This window comes from Butyricicoccus sp. AM78-15b2TA, from assembly GCF_027665985.1.
Classification (GTDB): Bacteria; Bacillota; Clostridia; order Oscillospirales; family Butyricicoccaceae; genus Agathobaculum; species Agathobaculum butyriciproducens.
Genome location: NZ_JAQEHY010000003.1, coordinates 230983 through 251246, shown reverse-complemented (window position 1 = coordinate 251246; position 20264 = coordinate 230983). Strand labels below are relative to the sequence as shown.

Below are 20264 nucleotides of genomic sequence, written 5' to 3'. Positions count from 1 at the left end.
TATTCTGACTCTATTGTACTTTGCGGGCAGAACATCTTACAATTCACCGCACATGAGTGCGCCGAGCGCGTCCTCGAAGGTACGGCTGCCGAGAGAAATCGCACCGAGTGCTTCGGCACGGCGTCCAACCTCGTATTTGTGCAGGTGCACGCCGCCTTCCGGGCACTGCGTGGTGATATACACGCGCGTACCGCTTTGGATCAGGTCGCGCACGGCGGATTCCAGACGGGCGGGTACGCCGCCTGCACCGAAGGCTTCGAGTACGACCTTGGGGTAGCCGAGCAGCACGGAGAAGAATGACGGGTCGAGATCGGGGGTCAGGCGCACCGGAAGGATGTGGGTGTCGATTTGTTCTACGAGTTTCGGTTCACCGGAGGGTACAGGCGCAGGTGTGTTCCAGTGTACTTCACTCTCACGGATTTCGCCTGCCGGTGCGGCATTTGCCGAGAGAAATGCGTCAATCTCAGTCGAATGCTGCTTGAAAACGTGGCTGCCGTGCAGAATTTGACCGTTCATCACGGCGTACACGCCTGCGCGTCCGTCTGCCGCAGTGCGGAATGCATCCAGCAGATTGCGCGGCGCATCCGAGTCCGGCACGCCCATCGGCAGCATGGAGCCGGTCAGCACGAGCGGCTTATCGAAATGCGGCAGCAGGTGGGTGAGCAGCGCAGCGGTGTATGCGAGCGTATCCGTGCCGTGCGTGAGCACAAAGCCGTCGAATTTCTCGCGGTTTTGCCAGACCGCCTGGGCCATGCGCTGACGGTCGGCGGCGGTCACGTCGGTCGAGTCCAGCTGCATGAGATCGAGCGTTTCGACTGTGCACAGCGCAGACAGTTCAGGCAGTGCGCCGAGCAGTGCGGCGCTGTCCAGAGCGGGGGAAAGACCGTGTGCGGTCTCGCAGCACGCAATCGTGCCGCCGGTGGCGATCATTAAAATATGAGGCATGATTTTCCTCCTGAAAGTTGTTTTTACGGATAGAAAGCCGGATTAACGGCACTGCGCCTGATAATTTTCTCCCCATTTCCACAGGGCGTCCATCACGGGTTTCAGGCTGTACCCGAGTTCGGTCAGCGTGTATTCCACGCGCGGCGGCACCTCGGCGTAGACCTTGCGCGTCAGCAGGCCGCTCTGCTCCATCTGGCGCAGCTGTGCGGTCAGAACCTTCTGTGTGACGTGCCCGATGGACTTTTTCAGTTCGCCGAAACGCAGGGTGCCGTTCATCAGGTCACGCAGGATGAGCACCTTCCATTTATCGCTGATGAGCGTCAGTGTGGTCTCGACAGGGCAGGCGGGCAGCTCCTTTTTTGCGGTCGATTCGGTCAGTTCCATGAGAAAAACCTCCTTGTTAACGCGATTTGCGCCAATAGTATCTTTTGGGTAACTACACCACAATATTGTGCTTACTTTACAGATTGGCACTACGGCTTTATTATAGAATCACCGAAAGGGAAAAGCAATCCCAATATAGAAAAAGAAAATAAAATTTTCATGGAGGTATTTATCATGAGCAAGGTCGTAGAATTTCTGCAGGCGAATCCGGTACAGTATCTGGCAACCGTAGGCCGTGACGGCAAGGCAAAGTGCCGCCCGTTCATGTTTTCGGGTGAGATGGACGGCAAGCTGTGGTTCTGCACGAACAACACTAAGGACGTTTACAAGGATATGCAGAGCAACCCGGAGATCGAAATCTCGGTTTCCAGCCCGAAGTACGCATGGATTCGCCTGCACGGCAAGGCTGTTTTCGAGAACAACATGGCTGCCAAGGAGATGTGCATCGCAAATCCGATCGTCAAGAGCCAGTACGGCGAGGCGACCAACCCGATCTTCGAGGTGTTCTATCTCGAGGATGCACACGGCAGTATCGCTGATTTCTCCGGAAATCCGCCGTATGAATTCTAAAATCTGCTGAAACCCTCTGAATCAGCCTATACACAGCGTACAGGCTGATTTCTTTTGCACTTTGCCGAACTAAGTATTGAACTGCGCCGCCGAGATAGTGTATACTGATATTCGGTTTAATAAGGGGGTCAAACAATGGATTTCATCAAGAAAAACGGCGCCGGACTGCTGCTGTGCCTGTGCATTGCGATTCCGGCATGGCTGCTGGGACAGGCGGTGCCGGTTGTCGGCGGACCGGTATTCTCCATCCTGATCGGCATGGTGCTCACACTGTTCTGGAAGGACAAGACCAAGGTGCAGCCGGGCATCGGCTTTACCTCGAAAAAGGTGCTGCAGTACGCGGTTATCCTGCTCGGCTTCGGTCTTAACCTGTCCGAGATTGCCAAGGTCGGCGCACAGTCGCTGCCCATCATCGTTTCGACGATCGGCACCTCGCTGATCGTGTCGTTCGTGCTGTGCAAGGCAATGAAGGTACCGTCCAACATCTCGACGCTGGTCGGTGTCGGCTCGTCCATCTGCGGCGGCTCGGCAATCGCGGCAACCGCTCCGGTCATCGGCGCGGACGATGAGGAGATCGCACAGGCCATCTCGGTCATTTTTCTGTTCAACGTCATCGCGGCGCTGACCTTCCCGACGCTCGGCGGCATGCTCGGCATGACCGACCACGGTTTCGGCCTGTTTGCGGGCACGGCGGTCAACGATACCTCGTCCGTAACGGCAGCCGCTTCCGCGTGGGACGGCATTCACGGCAGCAATACGCTGGAAATTGCCACCATCGTCAAGCTGACGCGCACGCTGGCGATCATCCCGATCACGCTCGTGCTGGCGCTGTGGCGCACCCACAAGGCCAAGACCGAGCAGAGCAGGGGCGGCGAAGCCTTCTCGCTCAAGCGCGCGTTCCCGATGTTTATCCTGTACTTCGTGCTCGCGTCCATCATCACCACGGTGTGCACCACGGTCGGCGTACCGGCAGGCGTGTTTACGCCGCTCAAGACGCTGTCCAAGTTCTTTATCGTCATGGCAATGGCGGCTATCGGCATGAATACCAATATCGTAAAGCTGGTCAAGACCGGCGGCAAGCCGATTTTCATGGGCTTCTGCTGCTGGGTCGCTATTGCGTGCGTCAGCATTGCAATGCAGCATTTGCTTGGTTTTCTCTAAGCGGAATGAAAAAGCACAAAGGACTAATGTCCTTTGTGCTTTTCGCGTTTTTGCTGCTGTTTGAGTGTATAAAGCCGTTTGGCCTCGGCTTGTTTGCGCGCACGGCTTCGGCGCTTGCGCGCCTGCTTGTTCTGCTCCTGCTGGAGCTGCAGCGCCTGCTGCGATTTGGTGCCGATGCCGATTGGCGCGGTCTGCCGTCCGGCTTCCCGCTGTGCCCGTTTGGGATTGCGGTGTGCAGGCTTTATGGCAGTCTCAACAGCCGGACTGAATTGCAATCGGTAGTAGTGCCGCAGCAGGTAAATCAGCAGCTCCGGCTCCTTTGGCTCTGCGCCGAAGGTTACCTTTGCCGCGGATAACCTGCCGTTTTCGATCCGCTCGAATACACCGACCCAGAACGGGTCCTCAAAAAATACGGTCAGTTTGCCAATTACTTTGTCCATTGTTTTTCCCTCCTGAAAAATAAATGAACAAAGAATGGACAACCCGGAGGGGCAGGTTACTTACCCTGCAAAAGCAGGACGGCCGGGCTACCTACCGGCTCTGGTGCACGGAGTGCATGTTGCGTTTTTATCTTTGCAGTTTTATTATAGCATGGAAATGCAGGATGCGGTTGAAGATTTTGATTTGCGGGTTCGATATGCCTGCCTCATAGTATAACAGAAGTCCCTGTACCATACAGCACAGGGACTTGAAGGAAAGAGAGATTTAGGCGTTTTCCATGATGGCCTTAACGGCAGCTGCGGTATCGGTCAGCGGGAACAGCTCATAGCCGACACGGCCGGTGTAGCCGCACTCCTCGAGGTGACGGATAACCTTCTTATAGTTGATCTCACCGGTGCCCGGCTCATGACGGCCCGGAGCATCAGCAACGTGAATGTGGCCGAAGGTGTCGCCGTAGTTGGAGATGGTATCGCAGATGCAGCCCTCGTTGATCTGCATGTGGTATACATCATACAGCAGCTTGAGACGCGGAGAGCCGATCAGACGAACGATTTCAGCGCCCATCTGGGTGGTAGCGAGGAAGTTGCCGACGTGGTCGGTGGTGATGTTCAGCGCCTCGAGGTTGAGGTTGATCTCTTCCTTCTCGGCCAGCTCAGCGCAGGCGAGCAGCGTGTCGTACATCGAGCACAGCTTTACGGTGTGGGAAAGGTTATCGTAGTGGTTTACTACAATGCCGCCATCACCCAGTGCGTTGGAGTGGATGGTAACGCTGGCTGCGCCAACCTTCTTAGCCGCCGCGATGGACTCCTTCAGGTAGTCCAGATACTTCTGCTTGTGGGTCGGGTCTACGAGCGAGTAGTCCGCATCACCGTTGAAGCCGGAAATTGCAATGCCGGCCTTCTCAGCAGCCTCGCGGGTCGCATCCAGATCGCGGATACGCCAGTCCCAGAACTCTACGGCCTCAAAGCCGTCGTTCTTTGCAGCCTGGAAACGGTCGAGCCAGTCCAGCTCGGTGTAAAGGGTATCGATGCAAGCGCATTTTCTCAGTGCCATAATAAATTACCTCCAAATTTTCTTGTTTCAATCATAGCAATTCAGACAAATACTGCAACAAGTGCGCGCACACAGCACGCAAATAGCATCGTCACTTTCGCTTGCTATGCGACAGCATAGCTGCGCAAAACTTCCTTACCCTTTACGCGCTGCATCCGCTACTTTTGTCGCATTATTTATCTGAATTGCTATACTCTTGTGATTTGATGATACATCAAGCGTATCGGATATGCAATACGCTGTTCTGTAAAAATTAAAACGGGTTACGCGCCGATTCCGAGCGGCGAGAATGCCAGATAAACCAGCACAACGCACACGATAACGATCACGCTGACGATATTGCGGTACTTCCACGGCGTCAGGTCTACCGCGCCGACGTCCTCCTGTACCCAAACCTCAGCACCCTTGCGTTTATTGTGACGGTGCATGAGGTACATGATCAGCATTTCAAGCGGCCACAGAACGGATACAGCGTACAGATAGTGCACGGTGCCCTCGTTGCCGCCGAACAGCGAATAGCTGGGAGACAGGAGCATGAAGCCGCCATAGCAGATGATGTGGAATACCATGATGAAGCGTGCGCTGTACTTCGGCAGGCAGTTGAAGAAGAAGCCGCCGAATACACCGGACAGGACCGGCAGACCGACCAGCATAACGAACGAATCGAGGAAGGTCTTGAGTCCGGCAGGGAAGAAGTAGACCATCGGACCGACGATCATCGAGAAGATTGCGAACACAATGCCGATATTCTTGCCGACCGAGACCAGCTTTTTATCGCTGGCGTTCTTGTTGATGAATTCCTTGTAGATGTCCATCGTGAACATGGTGTTTACCGAGTTGAGCACCGAGTTGAACGAGGACAGGATCGCGCCGAACATAACAGCGGCGAAGAAGCCCATGATCGGCTGCGGTACAACGCGGGTGATCAGTGCCGGATATGCGTCGTCCATCATGGAAACCTGCGTGCCCTCGATGTTGAAGATCGCGTAAGCGATAACACCCGGCAGAGCGAGGAACATAAAGCCGAGGATTTTCAGGAATGCGCAGTAGAGTGCGCCCTTCTGCGCTTCCTTGAGGTTTTCAGCAGCGAGCACGCGCTGGATGAACGACTGATGCGTGCACCAGGACTGGAAGCCGAGGAATACCAGACCGAGGAACACGGTCGGCCACGGAACCGCCGGTGCTTCGCTCTGCGCGGGTGCGATGGAGTTGAGCATATCGGCGTGGTTGTGGATCAGGTAGCGCACGCCGTCCATGATGGCAACGCCGCTGTCGCTGCCGGAGGCATGACCGAGCACGTTGAGCGCGAGGAACGGGATCATCAGTCCGCCGATCAGCAGACCGACGCCGTTGATGGTATCCGATACCGCAACCGCTTTCAAACCGCCGAAGATGGCGTAGATCGAACCGATGATGGTGATCAGAATGCAGAGAATAACAATAGACTGGAACTTAGTAATGCCGAGCGTGCCGGACAGGTTGAAAATGTTTTCAAATACCAGCGAACCGGAGTACAGAATGACCGGAATCTGCACGAACAGGTACAGAATAATGTACGCGATGGAGAACCACAGCTTGGTGGGTCGGTCGTAGCGCTCGCCGAGCAGCTGCGGGATGGTGGTGATGCCGCTTTTGAGATAGCGCGGCGCGGCAAACAGCGCCAGCACGATCAGCGCGGTGGCTGCCATGACCTCGAATGCCATCGGGCTCATGCCGATCGCCCAGGTCTGTCCGTTCGTACCGACAAGCTGCTCTGCGGAGAGGTTGGTCAGCAGCAGCGAGCCTGCAATGACAATGCCCGGTAGACCGCGTCCTGCCAGAAAATAGCCGTCGGCGGTGGTCTGGTCATCGCCCTTGGTCTTGACGTAGGAGATGACCGCAACTAAAATCGTAAAAAATACAAAGGTTACGCAAGTGAATATCATTTTCTCTGTTCTAACTCCCTCAATTTGTAGAAAAAAACCGTTGGTGCATAGCGCACCAACGGTTTTAGCACATTGCTTAGACTGTGTGCGTGGTGTGAAAATGAAGCTGTGATTAAGCCTCGATCTCGGAGATCTTGACCGGACGGCCCTCATGCAGAGACTTGGTAGCAGCAGCTGCCATCAGTACCGGATACAGACCGTCCTCGCCGGTAACCGGAGTCTCCTTGTCATTGATAACGGCATCTGCGAATGCCTGCATTTCTGCAACGAATGCGCCGGTGTAGCGGTCCCACATTACCTTGTAGGCTACGCCGTGTACCGCGCCGTCTGCGGTGGACAGAACAGCGGTGTTCGGGGTGTCGTTCTGGTCCTCGGCACAGCCTTCGGAGCCGAATACCTCAACGCGCTGGTCGTAACCGTAAACTGCCTTGCGGCTGTTGTCGATCACGCCGATCGCGCCGTTTGCGAACTTGAGGGTAACGAGCGCGGTATCAACGTCGCCGGCCTCACCGATGCCCGGATCGACCAGAACGGAACCAACTGCATTTACCTCGGTAACTTCGCTGCCTGCGAGGAAGCGGGCCATATCGAAGTCATGGATCATCATATCGTAGAAGATACCGCCGGAAACCTTGACATAGGATACCGGAGGCGGCTCCGGATCGCGGGAGGAGATCTTGATGATGTTGACCTTGCCGACCTTGCCGTCACGAACCATGTCGTAAACTGCGCGGTGGTTGTGGTCGAAGCGGCGGCAGAAACCGATCTGCAGCTTTACGCCGGATTCCTTGGCTGCGTTGATGGCAGCGTGAACCTTCTCCAGATCATAATCAATCGGCTTCTCGCAGAAGATGTTCTTGCCTGCGTGAGCAGCCTCGATGATGTACTTGGAATGGGTGTCGGTAGAGGAGCAGATGAGCACTGCCTCGATCTCGGGATCGTTCAGAATGTCGTTTGCGTCCTTGGTGGTGTTCGGAATGCCGCAGGACTTGGCAAATGCCTCGGTCTGCTCATTCATAAACGGGTCAGCGATGGTCTTGATCTCCATCTCCGGTACGAACATGGAAATGTTCTTTGCGTGTACCTTACCGATACGACCCGCACCGATAATACCTACTTTCATGGGTGTTCCTCCTTAAATGAACATTTGGAATAAAAAGAGAGGTTTGTATGAAGCGTTGGAGCGCGTTTCCATACATAGTTTCCGCCGCAGGCGGTATTAAATCGTGAAGGCGTTGCCTTCACAAAAAAACGCGGAGCATGTATCTGCGTTTTTTTACAAGTAAGAAAATCGGTGTGCCGCTGTGCGACGCGCTGATTTTCGCCCGGGAATCATCCGCGGCAAAGCCGCGGTGTTTCCCATCTCCTTGAAATGCGTGCATTTCAAGGAATTATTTCAGCCAGTTTGCGAAGTTGTCCAGACGAGCCTGTGCGTTGTCCTTGGTGATGATCTCGGTGCCGGTGTCTACGTCGCCGTACTCCTCGCCGTTCAGGATCTTCACGATGGTCTCAACTGCCTTGTAGCCGATGTCGAAGTTGTTCTGTGCAGCGGTCATGGTCAGCTCGCCGTTCAGAACGGCTTCTACTGCGGACTTCTGGCCGTCAAAGCCGAGGAAGATGGTTTTTGCATAGTTCGGATTGTCCTTTGCGGTACGGGCAGCTGCCAGCGCCATATCGTCGTTGTTGGAGCAGATGATGGCAACGCCTTCCGGATACTTGCTCATGATGCCTTCCATCGCGGTTACAGCGAGGTCAGCGGTTGCGTTAGCGTACTGGGTTTCGTTATCAAGGAACTCGCCGCCAGCTTCGTTTACGCCTTCGCGGTAGCCTTCCATGCGGGCGGTGTTGGTTGCGTCACCCTGAACGCCTGCGATCTCGATGCACTTGATATCGGTCCAGCCGGCTGCCTTTGCAGCTTCAACAGCGGCCTTGCCGCCTTCCTTGGCTGCTTCCTTGTTGCCGGTGCCGACGAATGCGAGGCACTTATCGGAATCAATGCGGGTATCGTATGCTACGACCGGCTTGTCGGTGTTTGCGATAGCGGTTGCAACAGCCTCGGACTGCAGCGGAGCGATCAGGTAGCCATCGTAGGACTCAACCGCAAGGTCGGTCTGGATGGTGTTGAGCTGCTCCTCGTAGTAGGTCTCAGCCGGAGGGCCCTTGATGTCCAGGCTGACCTGATCCGGGTGCTCATCCTCATATGCCTCAGCGCCTGCCTGAACAATGTTCCAGAACTCGGCAGCGTTGGTCTTGAGCACCATGCTGATCTTGTACGGGCCGTCATGGGTGGAGGCGGTGTCGCCGCCGTCGGCTGCGGAAGAATCGGTGCCGCCGCCGCAAGCGGTCAGGCTGAGTGCGAGGGCGCTGGTGAGCAGGGCTGCTAACAGTCTCTTTTTCATAGTGTGTCTCCCTTTCTTTTCTCGTTTTTCTTCTCTTGCCTCTCTTTCAGCACTGTGCGATTGTGTGCTCTGTGCTGTTTATGTGCTTATTATAGCGAGCGGGTACGGGAGTGTCAACAGGTAATTTGCCGGTGTGAAAATCGTTAAAATGGAAATAACGTCAAAATAAATGGATAAAATGCGTGTAAATGCGTATAAACTGAGAAATACAAAACAAATATGTGGAAAGCGAGGGTGGTCACAAGGTTTGGTGTGTGCAATTGTATATGTCGCACAAAGCACACATTCTGTGAAAAACACAGAATATCGCACATGGTTTTGAAAAAATGAAAAATAGAGCATAAAACACCGGATATATCGGGAAATTCGTACCGAAAACTGTATGTGCAAATGCACAGAAAGAAGGAAAGCACAGATTGCGTCTTCACAAAGCACAGAAATATGGTATAATAAGCACAGAGAAAAGAAACATCGCAGAGAGATGCAGGATAGTATAAAGAGCAATTACGAAAAGGTGAAGGATTATGAACAAAAGACCAACCATTCAAACGGTTGCCGAGCTTGCGGGCGTCTCCCGCGGCACGGTAGACCGTGTATTAAATAATCGTTCGTATGTGCGCGCGGATGTGCGTGCGCGCGTGCTGAATGCCATTCAGGAGACCGGTTATCTTTCTCCGAAGGAGGCGCATCGGCAGGCCGCAGAGGCAAAGCTGCCGCTCAAACCTGTGCGTTTGGGTGTGCTTTTGCCAAACTGGAGCGGACCGTTCCACGAGGACGTCCCGAGAGGCATTCAGGCTGCGCGTTCTGAGCTGGAAAAGCGCGATGTTGAGGTGCGTGTGTGCACTTGTGATACAGATATTCCGCGCGAGACCATCGAACTGTTGGACGAGCTGGTAAACTGGGGCGCGCAGGGCATCGCACTGTGTGCATTAAATGATATTTCGATCGAAGCACGCATCGGAGAATTGGCCGAACAGGGCATTCCGTGCATCACGTTCAACTCGGATCTGCCGAACAGCCGCCGTTTGTGCTTTGTGGGTCAAAATTACGCACAAAGCGGCCGTATCGCCGCCGAGCTGCTCAGCAAGTGCGTGCCGAAAAACGCGCGTGTGCTGGCGATGGCGGGCAATCTGGAGTACGACGGCCACCGCACCCGTTTAGACGGCTTCTGCGAGCATCTGAAGAAAAAGGGCTTCTCTTCCTCGCAGATCGAGATTGAGGAGACCTATAACGACTACCGTTTGACCTATAACCGCGTCACGGCAGCACTGCAGTCGGACAATCCGCCGGCGGCCATCTATATGGCAAACCGCAGCGTTACCGGCTGCGTGGACGCGCTCAAAGCTGCAGGCATGGATCAGCAGGTGCGTGTGATCGCACATGATATGTCGTTGCGCCGCAAGCAAATGCTGCTCGACGGCTCGCTTGATCTGACCATCACACAGGATATGTTCCGGCAGGGCAGCCAGCCGCTGCGTCTGCTCGCAGACCTGCTGCAGAAGAATATTCAGCCGGAAAACAGTAATAAGGGGTCGGAAATTTCCATTATCTGCGCACAGAATATCGAATAACGCAAAAAAGACGCTGTATCAAGCTGATACAGCGTCTTTTTTGCTTGTTCGGGGTGTTTTTGTCGTTATGCGATAAGAACTCCGCCAAATGAGGCGGGCTGAGGGCAGTCCGCCCTACGGGATTGCAGAACCGGCTTTTATCGCGGATTCTGCGGCATCTGCCAGGCGAAATGGTCGCAATGCAGCAGCTCCTCCGCTCTGTGCGAGCACGGCTCATCCAGATACTCGCGGTACAGTGCCTGAACCGCCGGATTTTCATGCGAAAAACGCAGCGGTGCATTCTGATCGAGTCGGAACAGAACCTTGCCGCGGTCGGCGGCCTTTTCGCGGTCGGTGCCGTCCACCGGCTGACCGCCGCCGCCGGCACAGCCGCCCGGGCATGCCATGATCTCCACAAACTCATAGTGTACCTCACGGCGCTGCAGCGAGCGCAGAAGCTGACGTGCGTTGCCCAGTCCGCTCGCTACCGCGCAGCGCACAGTCCGGCCTGCCAGCTCGAACGTCGCTTCGCGCCACGGCAGCGGAGAGATCGTGCCGTCGTCACGTACCTCGCGGAACGCATCCGGCGACGGATTTTCGCCGGTGGTGAGGAAGTACGCCGAACGCAGCGCAGCCTCCATGACGCCGCCGGTCGCGCCGAAAATAACGCCTGCGCCGGTGCCGTCACCCAGCGGAGAATCAAACGCGGATTCCGCGATGTTTTCCACATCAAGGTGCTCGGCACGCGCCATGCGCGCCAGCTCTCGGGTGGTGATGACCAGATCGACATCGCTGCCGTGACCGGCCGAATCCATGCTCGGCAGCTCGCGCTCGGCCTTTTTTGCGATGCACGGCATGATGGAGATGCTGTAAATTTTGTCCGCATCCACGCCGAGGTTGTGTGCCAGCCAGGTCTTGCCGACCGCGCCGAACATCTGCTGCGGCGACTTGGCGGTGGACAGGCGACCGGTCATTTCCGGGAACTGCGACTTCAAAAAGCGCACCCAGCCCGGACAGCACGAGGTAAACATGGGCTGATTGTCCAGATCGCCCGCCTGCAGACGCTGGAGCAGCTCGGTGCCCTCCTCCATGATGGTCAGATCGGCGGAAAACGTGGTGTCGAACACATAATCCGCGCCCAGCTTGCGCAGAACGGACACCAGCTGACCGACAGTTGCCTTGCCGGTCGGCATGCCGAAGGCTTCGCCCCATGCAGCACGCACGGCCGGAGCAATCTGCACAATGGTCACGCGGTCCGGATCACCGAGCGCAGCATACGCCTTCTGCGTGTCATCGCGCTCGCGCAGAGCGCCGGTCGGGCAGTGCGTAATGCACTGACCGCACAGCGAGCAGTCCGCCTGCTTGATTACGCGGTTTTCCGAAACATCAATGGTGGTGCGCGCACCAGAGCCGCTGATATCCCAGACGGACAGCGACTGCACCTTGTCGCATACCTGAATGCAGCGCATGCACTTGATGCACTTATTTACATCGCGGTAGAGCGGGAACGTGGTCGTCCAGTCGGCCTTTTTGCCGTGTGCGAGGTCGGTGGGGTAGGAAACACCCAGAATGCCCATATCGTTTGCGATCTTCTGCAGCTGGCAGGTGCCCGAGCGGATGCAGGTCGCGCACTTGTTGTCGTGCTGCGAGAGGATAAGCTCCATATTGACACGGCGCGCCTCAAGTGCACGCGGAGAATTGGTGTGGATGACCATGCCTTCACGCACAACGTTGTTGCACGAGGGAACCAGCTTGCCCTCGCCCTCTACCTCAACACAGCAGACGCGGCAGGCGGAGATTTCGTTCAGCTCTTTTAAGTAGCACAGGCTGGGGATTTCGATATCGACAGAGGCGGCGGCATCCAGAATGGTGGTGCCTTCCGGTACAGTCACCGGAATAGAATTGATCGTCAGATTTACCATTTAGAAGAACGCCCTCCCTTGAAAATACCGTAGCCGAAGTGATCACAGCGCAGACAGCGGGAGGTCTCCTGATGAACCTCCTGCTCGGTCATGCCGCACTTTACCAGATCAAAGTTGCCGACGCACTCCTCGGCGGGTCTGCTGCGCAGCTCGATGCGGCCGCAGGCCGGCATATTGGTCAGATGCGGTGCCGGAATCTCAACATTGCTCTTGATAACGTGACGGAAGCCGAGGTGCGCGTCAATGTTGGCTGCAGCCACCTTGCCGGCGGCTACCGCGCGGATAACGGTCGCCGGACCGGTAACGGCATCGCCGCCCGCGAATACATGCGGGGTGTTCGGCACAAATGCGTCGGATTCGGCCTGAATCTTGCCGCGCACGACCGGAGCGATCTGCTCGAACGGCTTTGCGTCGATGGACTGGCCGATGGCTACGATAACGACATCGCACGGTGTGCGGAGCAGCGGCTGATCGGCATCATAGGGACGCGGACGACCGTCCTTGCCGTAGGCACCGATGACCTGCGGACGTGTCCACAGAGCGGTAACGCGGCCCGTTTCATCGGTCTCAATGTGATCGGGCGCCTGCAGTGAGAGAATCTGGCAGCCTTCGCTCTGTGCTTCTTCGATCTCCTCTGCGAGTGCGGTCATATCGGTCACGCGTCGGCGGTAGACGCACGTTACTGCGGAGGCACCGAGACGGATTGCGGTTCGGGTTGCATCCATCGACACGTTGCCGCCGCCGATGACGCAGACGCGCTTGCCCTTGAAGTCCGGCACGCGGCCCTCGCCGATGTCGCGGAGCAGCTGCACCGCGGAGTGTACGCCGACTGCGTCCTCGCCGGGAATGCCGATCTTCTTGTCGTTATGCGCACCGATGGAGATGTAAACCGCGTCGTACTGGTTCTCAATCTCAGCGAACGAAATATCGCGGCCGATGGAAACGCCGGTGTGCACCTCAATGCCGGTGGACAGGATGAAGTCGATATCCGCATCCAGCTTGTCCTGCGGCAGACGATAATCCGGAATGCCGTAGCGCAGCATACCGCCGAGCTTGGGACGCTGGTCATAGACTACGACCTGATGACCCATCAGCGACAGGAAATACGCTGCCGACAGACCACCCGGTCCGCCGCCGATGATGCCGATTCGCTTGCCGGTCGAGGGTGCGGAATCCGGCGGCGTGGTGTTGTCCGCGTGGTCGCACGCGAAGCGCTTGATGCCGCAGATGTTGACCGCATCGTCCACCATGCTGCGGCGGCAGTGTGCTTCGCACGGGTGCTCGCAGACATAGCCGCATACGGTCGGGAAGGGGTTGTCCTTGCGGATCAGGCGCACGGCGTCGTTGTAGCGGCCGGCACGCACGAGTGCAATGTAGCCCGGAATATCCACACCGGCAGGGCACAGTGCTACACACGGTACCGGATGATCCCAGCCGAACAGACAGCGGCCGCTTTCCACATGGGAGAGGTAGTCATCGCGGAAGCCCTGCACGCCCTGCAGAACCATGCGGGCAGCCTCATAGCCGATGGCGCAGTCCGCCGTATCCTGAATGACACGGGCGGTTTTCTCGATCAGGTCAATGGTCTCCGGTGTTGCGGTGGAGTCCAGCACCTGCTCGAGCAGAGTGGTCAGCTGTCCCAGACCGATGCGGCACGGAACACATTTGCCGCAGGTCTGTGCATGGCACAGACGCAGGAACGACAGCGACATATCCACCGGACACAGACCCGGAGGACTGGCGCTGATGCGCCGCTCGATATCGCGGTACAAGCCGGCAATGACGGTCTCAGCCTTGCCCGGCGTTTCAATGGATAAACGACTCAAAAAAGTCCCCTCCCTTTCTTGTAAAAACATATAAAAAATAATAGAACTTTTGGGCGGATAAGTCAATTGCAACTCAGTGATTTTGGAGAAAATACCAATAAAAGCTGCTTGCAGTGGCAGCTGGAGGATGGATATGCTATACTGACAGAAAAAGAGAAGGAGAGCGAAGCTATGCGTATCATCAATTTCGGTTCGCTGAATATAGATAAGGTATATCGGGTGGAGCAGTTTGCCCGGCCGGGACAGACCATCACCGTGAAGGACTGCGCCGTAGCTGCAGGAGGCTTCGGCGGTATCCGCCATCGCTGTCTCGCGCGCAGGAACGCATAAATCATCGGAAACGGGGCAAACTGAATCTCCGAAAGGAGTGTATCGGTATGCACATTACAATCGAACGAGGCGGCTGTATTTCCTGCGGCCTGTGTGAAGGAACCTGTCCTTCCGTGTTCCACATGGCGGAGGACGGCCTTGCCGAAGTCCATCATCAGCCGGAAACCGCAGAGGAGCAGGCGGGTGCGCAGGAGGCTGCAGGCGGCTGTCCGGTGGCCGTCATTCATGTCAGCTGAACAACGTAAGCGTAAAGGCAGACCGTTGGGTCTGCCTTTTTGCATCGACCGCAAGAATTTGAAAGTTTGCCTGAGAGCCCCGCTCATATCCCGCGAATAGGGGCGTTCTTTTCGCAAGAATGCTCTGTTTTTTCAGCCCCCGAAACGCTACAATAGAATCATCAAATGGAGAGCGGCAAAACCGCCGCGTAAGAGTGAGAGTTACATATAAAAGGAGAGAATATACCATGAAAACTGTTAAGGTTGGTTCGGTAGGTCTGGGTCGTCTGGGTTATGAGCACGCAAAGAACCTTGCAACGCAGATTCCGGGCTGTGAGCTGGCAGCCATCTGCGACGTAGATGCGAACCGCGTAAAGGAAGTTGCGGCAGAGCTCGGCGTGCCGAATACTTACACCGATTTTGAGGAAATGTGCAAGAATCCGGAGCTGGACGCGATCGTTATCGTTTCCCCGTCCTTCCTGCACTGCCAGCAGATTGAAATTGCCATGAACCACGGCAAGCATGTGTTCTGCGAGAAGCCGCTTGGCACGGATGTTGCACAGTGCAAGGCTGCCGAGAAGGTCATCGAAGCACATCCCGACCTGATCTTCCAGCTTGGTTTCATGCGCCGCTTTGACAAGTCCTACGCCGAGGCGAAGCGCAAGATCGACAACGGCGATATCGGCAAGGTTGTTCTGGTTCGCTCCTACACGCAGGACCCGCGCTCCACTATCGAGTCCACCCTCAAGTTTGCACCGCACTCCGGCGGTCAGTACCTCGATATGTGCGTGCATGATATCGACCTCATCCGTTGGTTCACCGGCTCGGATGTCAAGAATGTATGGGCAATCGGCGGCGTATTCGAGTTCGATCTGTACAAGGAGCTGAACGATGCGGACAACGCAGCTGCTACCATCCAGATGGAGAACGGCGCAATGGGCTTTATGTTCACCAACCGCACCCATGCCGCAGGCTGCAATGTCGAGACCGAGATCATTGGCACCCACGGCACGCTGCGCATTGCAAACGTCGGCGCAAAGAACCTGCTGAATATCGTGGATGAGCACGGCTCCCGCGAGGAGTATTATCCGGACTTCATGAGCCGCTGGCACGAGGCTTTCGTAGCCGAGATGGTTGCCTTCACCGGCCATGTCCGCGACAACACCAAGCCGGCTGACCTCACCGTTTATGACGGCACCGCCGTTTCCGAGGCTGCTTACCGCTGCAAGGAGTCCTTCGAGACCGGCAAGATGCTGCCGATTCGATAAAATCAGCATAGAGAAAGCCTGTCACCGTAGTGGCAGGCTTTCTTTTATCCGCAGCCCTGCCGGGCTGCAGCGGGCGAAGCGCTGCATTGAGTTTTCACCGCAGGAGCGCTATAATAAATTTATCTTAGTATGCAGGTGATTCTATGTACCGCGATCTGACAAAAGGCAGTATCGCCAAAGGTTTGATCTGGTTTGCGCTGGCGGGGCCGGTCGGTGAGGTTGGTATCCGGATTGCTATCCCGACCGGCTGTTTTTTCGCGGATACTATCTCCGTCGCAGAAAGGCGCTTTTGCCGCGGAATTGAGGAAAAAGGAGCGTTTTTATGATTCAATGCTTTGTGAAAAAGGAATATGAAGCGCCATTCGGCCTGACGCAGATGCCGCGTCTGTTTTCGGTCAGCCGCACGGACGAGAAGGCGTCGGCGCATCCGCGTGTTATGCATGCGCATGATGATTTAGTGGAAATTGTACTCGTGCGAGGCGGCGAGAGCCGCTATTTTGTCGGCGGCACGCCGTATGAGGCACGCCGCGGCGATCTGTTCATCTTCAACAGCCGCGTCGTGCACGATGAGCCGTCCGGACCGGATCGTCCGGTAGCAACCTCAAGTCTGGCGCTTGGCGGACTGGCTGTGCCCGGACTGCGCGAAAATACGCTGATCGCGGAGGATTCGTGTCCGGTGTGCCGCCTGACCGAGCCGCAGACCGTGCGGCTGGAGCATCTGTACGACGTGCTTTATGATGAGCTGACCGAGGGCAACGACGACGGTGCGCATCATCTTCTGCTTGCGATCCTGACGCTCGTGCAGCAGTTCCGCGCGACCGCAGCCGAGGGCAGTACGCACAGCGGCAACGCCTTTGCACAGCGTATCAAGGACTACATCGACAAGCATTTTGCGGACGAATTTTCTCTGCAGCAGATGGCGGATGCGCTGCACGTCAGTCCGTACTATCTGGCGCATATCTGCAAGGAAGTGACCGGATATTCGCCGCTGCAGTATGTTCTGCGCCGCAGGATTGGCGAAGCGCAGACGCTGCTCATCACAACTGATTTGCCGGTAACACGGATTGCATCGCAGGTGGGGTATGACAACCCGAGCCATTTCAATGCGCAGTTTTCCAAGGCGGTGGGTATGGCGCCGAGGACTTTCAGAAAAGAGTATGTTTTCCACAAATGAGTTTGCTTGCCGGGTGTAAACGGTGGTTTTCCGTTCGCCTCTCAGGCGAAAACCCTGCGTATCGGCACAGACGATATGGTATACAAAAGACTCCCGTTCCAATCGGACGGGAGTCTTTCTATATAAAATGTGCAAAGAGTATGCATTATTCGGTCTTCATATACAGCATGCGGATCGAATTGAGCACGCACAGCATAGCCACGCCGGTATCAGCGAATACGGCCAGCCACATGGATGCGATGCCGAACAGGCCGAGGAGCATAATAAGAATCTTGATCGCGAGTGCAAACACGATGTTCTCCTTGGAGACGATATTCGCCTTGCGGGCGATCTTGATCGAGATCGGGATGGAGGCCAGGTCGGCGTTCATGAACACCACGTCTGCAGCCTCGATTGCCGCGTCTGCGCCGCTGCCCATTGCCGCGCCGACATCTGCACCGGCGAGTACGGGAGCATCGTTGATGCCGTCACCGACGAACATAACCGCACCGCGCTTCTCGCGGATATCGGTCAGCGCCGAAAGCTTATCCTGCGGGAGCAGGCGGGCACGCACTTCGTCAATGCCGACTTCCTGTGCAACCGCGTCCGCACTGGCCTGACCGTCACCGGTCAGCATGGCGGTGGTGAGTCCCTGAGCCTTCATGCGGCTGATTGCGGAGTTGGCATCTGCCTTGATGGTATCGGAAATGTCAACATGACCGAGGAAGTGACCGTCCATCGCCAGCAGCACTTCCGTGCTGCCCGGGGTGCCGTGGTAGCCGGAAAGGTCGATATGATTGCGCTCCATCAGCTTTACGTTGCCGCAGAGTATAGTTTTGCCTTCAAGCTCGGCGAAAACGCCTTCGCCGGCCTGTTCGCGGATGTTCTCAACCGTTGCACCAACGGCAACAAGAGAAAAGTCGCCGGCCTTTGCCGCGGACGCTTTGCGCTCCTCGTAGGAGTTGATGATGGACTTGGCGATTGGGTGGGTGGAAGCGCCTTCACAGGCGGCAGCCAGCCACAGAAGCTCATTCTCATCGAGCGGAACGCCCTGCGCCGGAACGACCTTCTGTACTACAAAGTTGCCCTTGGTGATGGTGCCGGTCTTATCCATAACAATGGTCTTAACGTTATTCAGTGCTTCCAGAGAAGCGCCGCCCTTGAACAGGATACCGCGCCTGGAGCCTGCGCCGATGCCGGAGAAGTAGGTCAGCGGTACGCTGAGCACCAGTGCACACGGGCAGGAAATTACAAGGAAGGTCATCGCGGTGTAGACCCACTTGTGCCACTCGCCGGTAACAAGGCTCGGGATAATGGCGGTCAGCAGAGCGATCGCAACGACTGCCGGGGTGTAAACGCGGGAAAAACGGGTGATAAAGCGGTCGATCTTCGGCTTGCGAGCCGCTGCGTTCTCCACGCTGTCGAGAATGCGCTGTACCATGCTCTCAGCGAGAATGTGGGTGACACGCAGCTTGATCGCGCCGTCGGTGTTGACACAGCCGGAGGTTGCCTTGTCGCCGGCAGCGACACGAACCGGAACCGGCTCACCGGTAACAGCCGAGGTATCCAGACGGCTTTCGCCTTCGACAACCTCGCCGTCCAGCGGAACGCGGTCGCCCGGGCGCACCAGAACAATGTCGCCCTCCTGTGCGTCCTCAGCGGGAATAACCTTGATTTTGCCGTTGTCCTTGACCAGATTTACCGTCTCGGGACGCAGGTCGATCGCGTCCATGATCTGCTTGCGCGAACGGTCAACCGCACGATCCTCAAAGTATTCGCCGACTCGATAGAACAGCATAACGCCGACAGCCTCGTCGAACGAGCCGACCGCCCATGCACCGATGGTTGCAACGGCCATCAGGAAGTTTTCGTCAAATACCTGACCGCGGCCGATGTTCTTCGCAGCTGTCAGCAGGACATGGCGTCCGAGCAGCAGGTATGCTGCCAGCAGCAGAATGATCTTGACCGCCGTAATCGGAACCAGTACGCCTGCGATAAACAGACCCGCGCCGATCAGCATTTCCGCAAGCGGATGGCTGCCGCCTTTGTCCTCTTTTTCCTCCTCGGGCGCGATGACCTTGACCTCGCTCTCGATATTCGAGCAGATTTTGCGGATTTCGGGCAGCAGCGCGTCCGGATTGTCACCCTTTACGCGGAGCTGCTTGGTCTCATAAACCAGTACGCAGTCATCGATACCGTCCAGCTGGCTGATCTGGTGCTGCATTTTGGCGGCACAGTGTGCGCAGCCGAGGTTTTCGAGCGTGTAGACGCGCTGACCGTCCTTGCCGTAGTGCTTGGGCTTGGGTGCGATGACCTTGGCTTCACTCTCAATGCCGGAGCAGATTTTGCGGATTTCAGGCAAGAGCGCATCCGGATTTTCGCCGGTTACGCGCAGCTGCTTGGTCTCAAATACGAGAACGCAGTCCTCCACGCCCTCGAGTTCGCTGATGCGCTGCTCCATTTTTGCCGCGCAGTGTGCGCAGCCGACATTCTGCAGCGTGTACACGCGCTTGACGCTGTGCGCGCCGGCGGCGTGCTCGTGATGGTGGTGCTCGTGCTCCTCATCCTCGTCATGGTGATGATGGTGTCCGCAGCCGCAGTCGCAGTCATCGTCGTCATGATGATGGTGATGCTCGTGCTCCTCATCCTCGTCGTGATGGTGATGATGTCCGCAGCCGCAGCCGCAGTCATCGTCATGATGATGGTGGTGCTCATGTTCATCCTCATCGTGATGATGATGATGTCCGCAGCCGCAGTCGCAGTCATCGTCATCGTGGTGATGGTGGTGATGCTCGTGCTCCTCATCCTCATTGTGGTGGTGATGGTGTCCGCAGCCGCAATCGCATTCATCTTCATCGTGTTCGTGATGATGATGTTCGTGCTCATGCACTTCTTCATTTAATAAGGTATCCTCATGCTTGTGTTCGTCTGCCATTTCGGATCGCCTCCTGTCGGTGATAGTCAATGATATATGAACGATTGCTCATATGTTCATGTATTCATATTATAACCGAAGAAAGGGAAAGTCAATAGCGGTATACGAAAAATGTGCACAAAAGGCAGAGGGCAAAACTTCGCATTTTGCGCGCATTTCAGCCGGTTTTGCGAAAAATGCAAGCCGG

Annotated in this window: 18 protein-coding genes; 8 read left to right on the top strand and 10 right to left on the bottom strand. The window is 56.3% G+C overall.

Features of this window, described 5'->3' with window-relative positions:
* Positions 1–36 precede the first annotated feature (36 nt).
* Positions 37–945: an asparaginase gene (locus PGS25_RS04960; protein ID WP_270417873.1), complete on the bottom strand. Its 909-nt coding sequence runs from the start codon at positions 943–945 to the stop codon at positions 37–39.
* Between the two features lie 42 nt (positions 946–987).
* Positions 988–1329: a winged helix-turn-helix transcriptional regulator gene (locus PGS25_RS04955; RefSeq protein WP_270417872.1), complete on the bottom strand. Its 342-nt coding sequence runs from the start codon at positions 1327–1329 to the stop codon at positions 988–990.
* 174 nt (positions 1330–1503) lie between these two features.
* Here PGS25_RS04955 and PGS25_RS04950 point away from each other — a divergent pair, with 174 nt between their 5' ends.
* Entirely contained in the window at positions 1504–1899 is a 396-nt protein-coding gene (locus tag PGS25_RS04950; RefSeq protein WP_270417871.1) for a pyridoxamine 5'-phosphate oxidase family protein, read from the top strand.
* Between the two features lie 135 nt (positions 1900–2034).
* Positions 2035–3060 (top strand): YeiH family protein, encoded by a 1026-nt coding sequence (locus tag PGS25_RS04945; RefSeq protein WP_118728736.1) that lies wholly within the window; start codon positions 2035–2037, stop codon positions 3058–3060.
* A gap of 23 nt (positions 3061–3083) precedes the next feature.
* Here PGS25_RS04945 and PGS25_RS04940 read toward each other — a convergent pair whose 3' ends face one another.
* The 5 genes from PGS25_RS04940 to PGS25_RS04920 all read right to left on the bottom strand — a co-directional run bounded on the left by PGS25_RS04940 (position 3084) and on the right by PGS25_RS04920 (position 8878).
* Positions 3084–3500 (bottom strand): YjdF family protein, encoded by a 417-nt coding sequence (locus tag PGS25_RS04940; RefSeq protein ID WP_270417870.1) that lies wholly within the window; start codon positions 3498–3500, stop codon positions 3084–3086.
* Between the two features lie 265 nt (positions 3501–3765).
* Positions 3766–4554, bottom strand: a complete 789-nt coding sequence (locus PGS25_RS04935; RefSeq protein ID WP_118645790.1) for a TIM barrel protein — start codon at positions 4552–4554, stop codon at positions 3766–3768.
* A gap of 263 nt (positions 4555–4817) precedes the next feature.
* Positions 4818–6479, bottom strand: coding sequence for a solute:sodium symporter family transporter (locus tag PGS25_RS04930; RefSeq protein WP_270417869.1), 1662 nt, complete (start codon positions 6477–6479; stop codon positions 4818–4820).
* A gap of 112 nt (positions 6480–6591) precedes the next feature.
* Positions 6592–7602, bottom strand: coding sequence for an inositol 2-dehydrogenase (gene iolG, locus PGS25_RS04925; RefSeq protein ID WP_270417868.1), 1011 nt, complete (start codon positions 7600–7602; stop codon positions 6592–6594).
* Between the two features lie 268 nt (positions 7603–7870).
* A complete protein-coding gene (locus tag PGS25_RS04920; RefSeq protein ID WP_270417867.1) occupies positions 7871–8878 on the bottom strand; it encodes a sugar ABC transporter substrate-binding protein in 1008 nt (335 codons plus the stop codon).
* 524 nt (positions 8879–9402) lie between these two features.
* Here PGS25_RS04920 and PGS25_RS04915 point away from each other — a divergent pair.
* On the top strand, positions 9403–10449 hold the full coding sequence (locus PGS25_RS04915; protein ID WP_118753455.1) for a LacI family DNA-binding transcriptional regulator: 1047 nt from the start codon (positions 9403–9405) through the stop codon (positions 10447–10449).
* Positions 10450–10586: 137 nt separating this feature from the next.
* Here PGS25_RS04915 and PGS25_RS04910 read toward each other — a convergent pair whose 3' ends face one another.
* Together PGS25_RS04910 and PGS25_RS04905 are read right to left on the bottom strand one after the other, a co-directional pair.
* A complete protein-coding gene (locus tag PGS25_RS04910) occupies positions 10587–12350 on the bottom strand; it encodes a [FeFe] hydrogenase, group A (RefSeq protein WP_118477943.1) in 1764 nt (587 codons plus the stop codon).
* Positions 12344–14176, bottom strand: coding sequence for an NAD(P)-binding protein (locus tag PGS25_RS04905; protein WP_270417866.1), 1833 nt, complete (start codon positions 14174–14176; stop codon positions 12344–12346). Before PGS25_RS04905 ends, PGS25_RS04910 begins: the two co-directional genes overlap by 7 nt.
* 171 nt (positions 14177–14347) lie before the next feature.
* Between PGS25_RS04905 and PGS25_RS04900 the strand changes: the two genes are divergently transcribed.
* From PGS25_RS04900 to PGS25_RS04880, 5 genes are all read left to right on the top strand, one after another.
* On the top strand, positions 14348–14506 hold the full coding sequence (locus tag PGS25_RS04900) for a hypothetical protein (RefSeq protein ID WP_270417865.1): 159 nt from the start codon (positions 14348–14350) through the stop codon (positions 14504–14506).
* 47 nt (positions 14507–14553) lie between these two features.
* Positions 14554–14742, top strand: coding sequence for a ferredoxin (locus tag PGS25_RS04895; RefSeq protein WP_270417864.1), 189 nt, complete (start codon positions 14554–14556; stop codon positions 14740–14742).
* A 227-nt stretch (positions 14743–14969) separates the two neighbouring features.
* Complete coding sequence (locus PGS25_RS04890) at positions 14970–15989, top strand: Gfo/Idh/MocA family oxidoreductase (RefSeq protein ID WP_270417863.1); 1020 nt, start codon at positions 14970–14972, stop codon at positions 15987–15989.
* 143 nt (positions 15990–16132) lie between these two features.
* Positions 16133–16315 (top strand): hypothetical protein, encoded by a 183-nt coding sequence (locus PGS25_RS04885; RefSeq protein WP_270417862.1) that lies wholly within the window; start codon positions 16133–16135, stop codon positions 16313–16315.
* Positions 16312–17163, top strand: coding sequence for a helix-turn-helix transcriptional regulator (locus tag PGS25_RS04880; RefSeq protein WP_117491843.1), 852 nt, complete (start codon positions 16312–16314; stop codon positions 17161–17163). The genes PGS25_RS04885 and PGS25_RS04880 overlap by 4 nt, the downstream gene beginning before the upstream one ends.
* 145 nt (positions 17164–17308) lie before the next feature.
* Here the strand turns inward: PGS25_RS04880 and PGS25_RS04875 are convergent, their stop codons facing one another.
* Positions 17309–20077, bottom strand: coding sequence for a heavy metal translocating P-type ATPase (locus PGS25_RS04875; RefSeq protein ID WP_270417861.1), 2769 nt, complete (start codon positions 20075–20077; stop codon positions 17309–17311).
* Between the last annotated feature and the right edge of the window lie 187 nt (positions 20078–20264).

Excerpts from the sequence above, each read along its gene's own strand:
- PGS25_RS04960 (WP_270417873.1), bottom strand. The coding sequence starts at position 945 with ATGCCTCATATTTTAATGATCGCCACCGGCGGCACGATTGCGTGCTGC.
- PGS25_RS04955 (WP_270417872.1), bottom strand. The coding sequence starts at position 1,329 with ATGGAACTGACCGAATCGACCGCAAAAAAGGAGCTGCCCGCCTGCCCT.
- PGS25_RS04950 (WP_270417871.1), top strand. The coding sequence starts at position 1,504 with ATGAGCAAGGTCGTAGAATTTCTGCAGGCGAATCCGGTACAGTATCTG.
- PGS25_RS04945 (WP_118728736.1), top strand. The coding sequence starts at position 2,035 with ATGGATTTCATCAAGAAAAACGGCGCCGGACTGCTGCTGTGCCTGTGC.
- PGS25_RS04940 (WP_270417870.1), bottom strand. The coding sequence starts at position 3,500 with ATGGACAAAGTAATTGGCAAACTGACCGTATTTTTTGAGGACCCGTTC.
- PGS25_RS04935 (WP_118645790.1), bottom strand. The coding sequence starts at position 4,554 with ATGGCACTGAGAAAATGCGCTTGCATCGATACCCTTTACACCGAGCTG.
- PGS25_RS04930 (WP_270417869.1), bottom strand. The coding sequence starts at position 6,479 with ATGATATTCACTTGCGTAACCTTTGTATTTTTTACGATTTTAGTTGCG.
- iolG (WP_270417868.1), bottom strand. The coding sequence starts at position 7,602 with ATGAAAGTAGGTATTATCGGTGCGGGTCGTATCGGTAAGGTACACGCA.
- PGS25_RS04920 (WP_270417867.1), bottom strand. The coding sequence starts at position 8,878 with ATGAAAAAGAGACTGTTAGCAGCCCTGCTCACCAGCGCCCTCGCACTC.
- PGS25_RS04915 (WP_118753455.1), top strand. The coding sequence starts at position 9,403 with ATGAACAAAAGACCAACCATTCAAACGGTTGCCGAGCTTGCGGGCGTC.
- PGS25_RS04910 (WP_118477943.1), bottom strand. The coding sequence starts at position 12,350 with ATGGTAAATCTGACGATCAATTCTATTCCGGTGACTGTACCGGAAGGC.
- PGS25_RS04900 (WP_270417865.1), top strand. The coding sequence starts at position 14,348 with ATGCGTATCATCAATTTCGGTTCGCTGAATATAGATAAGGTATATCGG.
- PGS25_RS04895 (WP_270417864.1), top strand. The coding sequence starts at position 14,554 with ATGCACATTACAATCGAACGAGGCGGCTGTATTTCCTGCGGCCTGTGT.
- PGS25_RS04890 (WP_270417863.1), top strand. The coding sequence starts at position 14,970 with ATGAAAACTGTTAAGGTTGGTTCGGTAGGTCTGGGTCGTCTGGGTTAT.
- PGS25_RS04885 (WP_270417862.1), top strand. The coding sequence starts at position 16,133 with ATGTACCGCGATCTGACAAAAGGCAGTATCGCCAAAGGTTTGATCTGG.
- PGS25_RS04880 (WP_117491843.1), top strand. The coding sequence starts at position 16,312 with ATGATTCAATGCTTTGTGAAAAAGGAATATGAAGCGCCATTCGGCCTG.
- PGS25_RS04875 (WP_270417861.1), bottom strand. The coding sequence starts at position 20,077 with ATGGCAGACGAACACAAGCATGAGGATACCTTATTAAATGAAGAAGTG.